Source organism: Actinoplanes sp. ATCC 53533 (genome assembly GCF_003947245.1).
Genome location: NZ_QHHV01000631.1, coordinates 1 through 652, shown reverse-complemented (window position 1 = coordinate 652; position 652 = coordinate 1). Strand labels below are relative to the sequence as shown.

The following is a 652-nucleotide window of genomic DNA, read 5'->3' as shown; positions in this document are numbered from 1 at the left end:
ACACCCGCAGCGTGTTCACACCGTCCCGGGTCGGAGCGAGGTTCTTGATCGACACCGGAGTGATTGGCCTCAGCGGGCACCGTCCGGGCACCGCTGGCCTGGATTCCGGAATCGAGGGTGTAGGCGTACGCGACGATGTCCGTGGGCCGAGTACTCGGGGCGCCGACGGTGAACTCACCGGTCAGCCCCACGCCACCGCTGCCCGGCACGGTCGGCGCGTCAACCGGGTACTGCGTCGAGATCACACTTGTCGGCGGTGCCGGCGGTGTGAGGTCGGCGGTGAACTCACACGTCCCGGACCAGGCGCCATGGTCGGTACCGTCCCAGGTACGCGACTGCCAGACGTAAGTGGTGTTGTCCGCGAGCCGGCCGGCCGGGATCGCCTTGGACACCGGTGACGGGTTACCGGACGACTGCGCGATCTTGTTCGACTCGCTGCGGGCGCCGCCTGCGGGCCACCAGTAGAAGTCGGTGGTGAGCGACTGCTGGCTGGTATCCGGGTCGGACTGCTTGGCCGACATGAAGGGCACGTTGGTCAGCGCATACGGCCGAGAGGCTCCGGTCGCGCAGGCCTTGCCGTCCGACTTACGGTCGCCAGGGGCGTTCGGCTTCGTGTTGTACGTGATCGCCAGCTTGGGCGACGAATGGTTGA

The 652-nt window shown here is 67.5% G+C and carries 1 protein-coding gene; it reads right to left on the bottom strand.

Going from position 1 to position 652, the window contains the following annotated elements:
• The coding region (locus tag DMB66_RS60375) for a hypothetical protein (RefSeq protein ID WP_148113003.1) at positions 1 to 521 on the bottom strand (521 nt) is incomplete at its 3' end.
• Positions 522 to 652 lie beyond the last annotated feature (131 nt).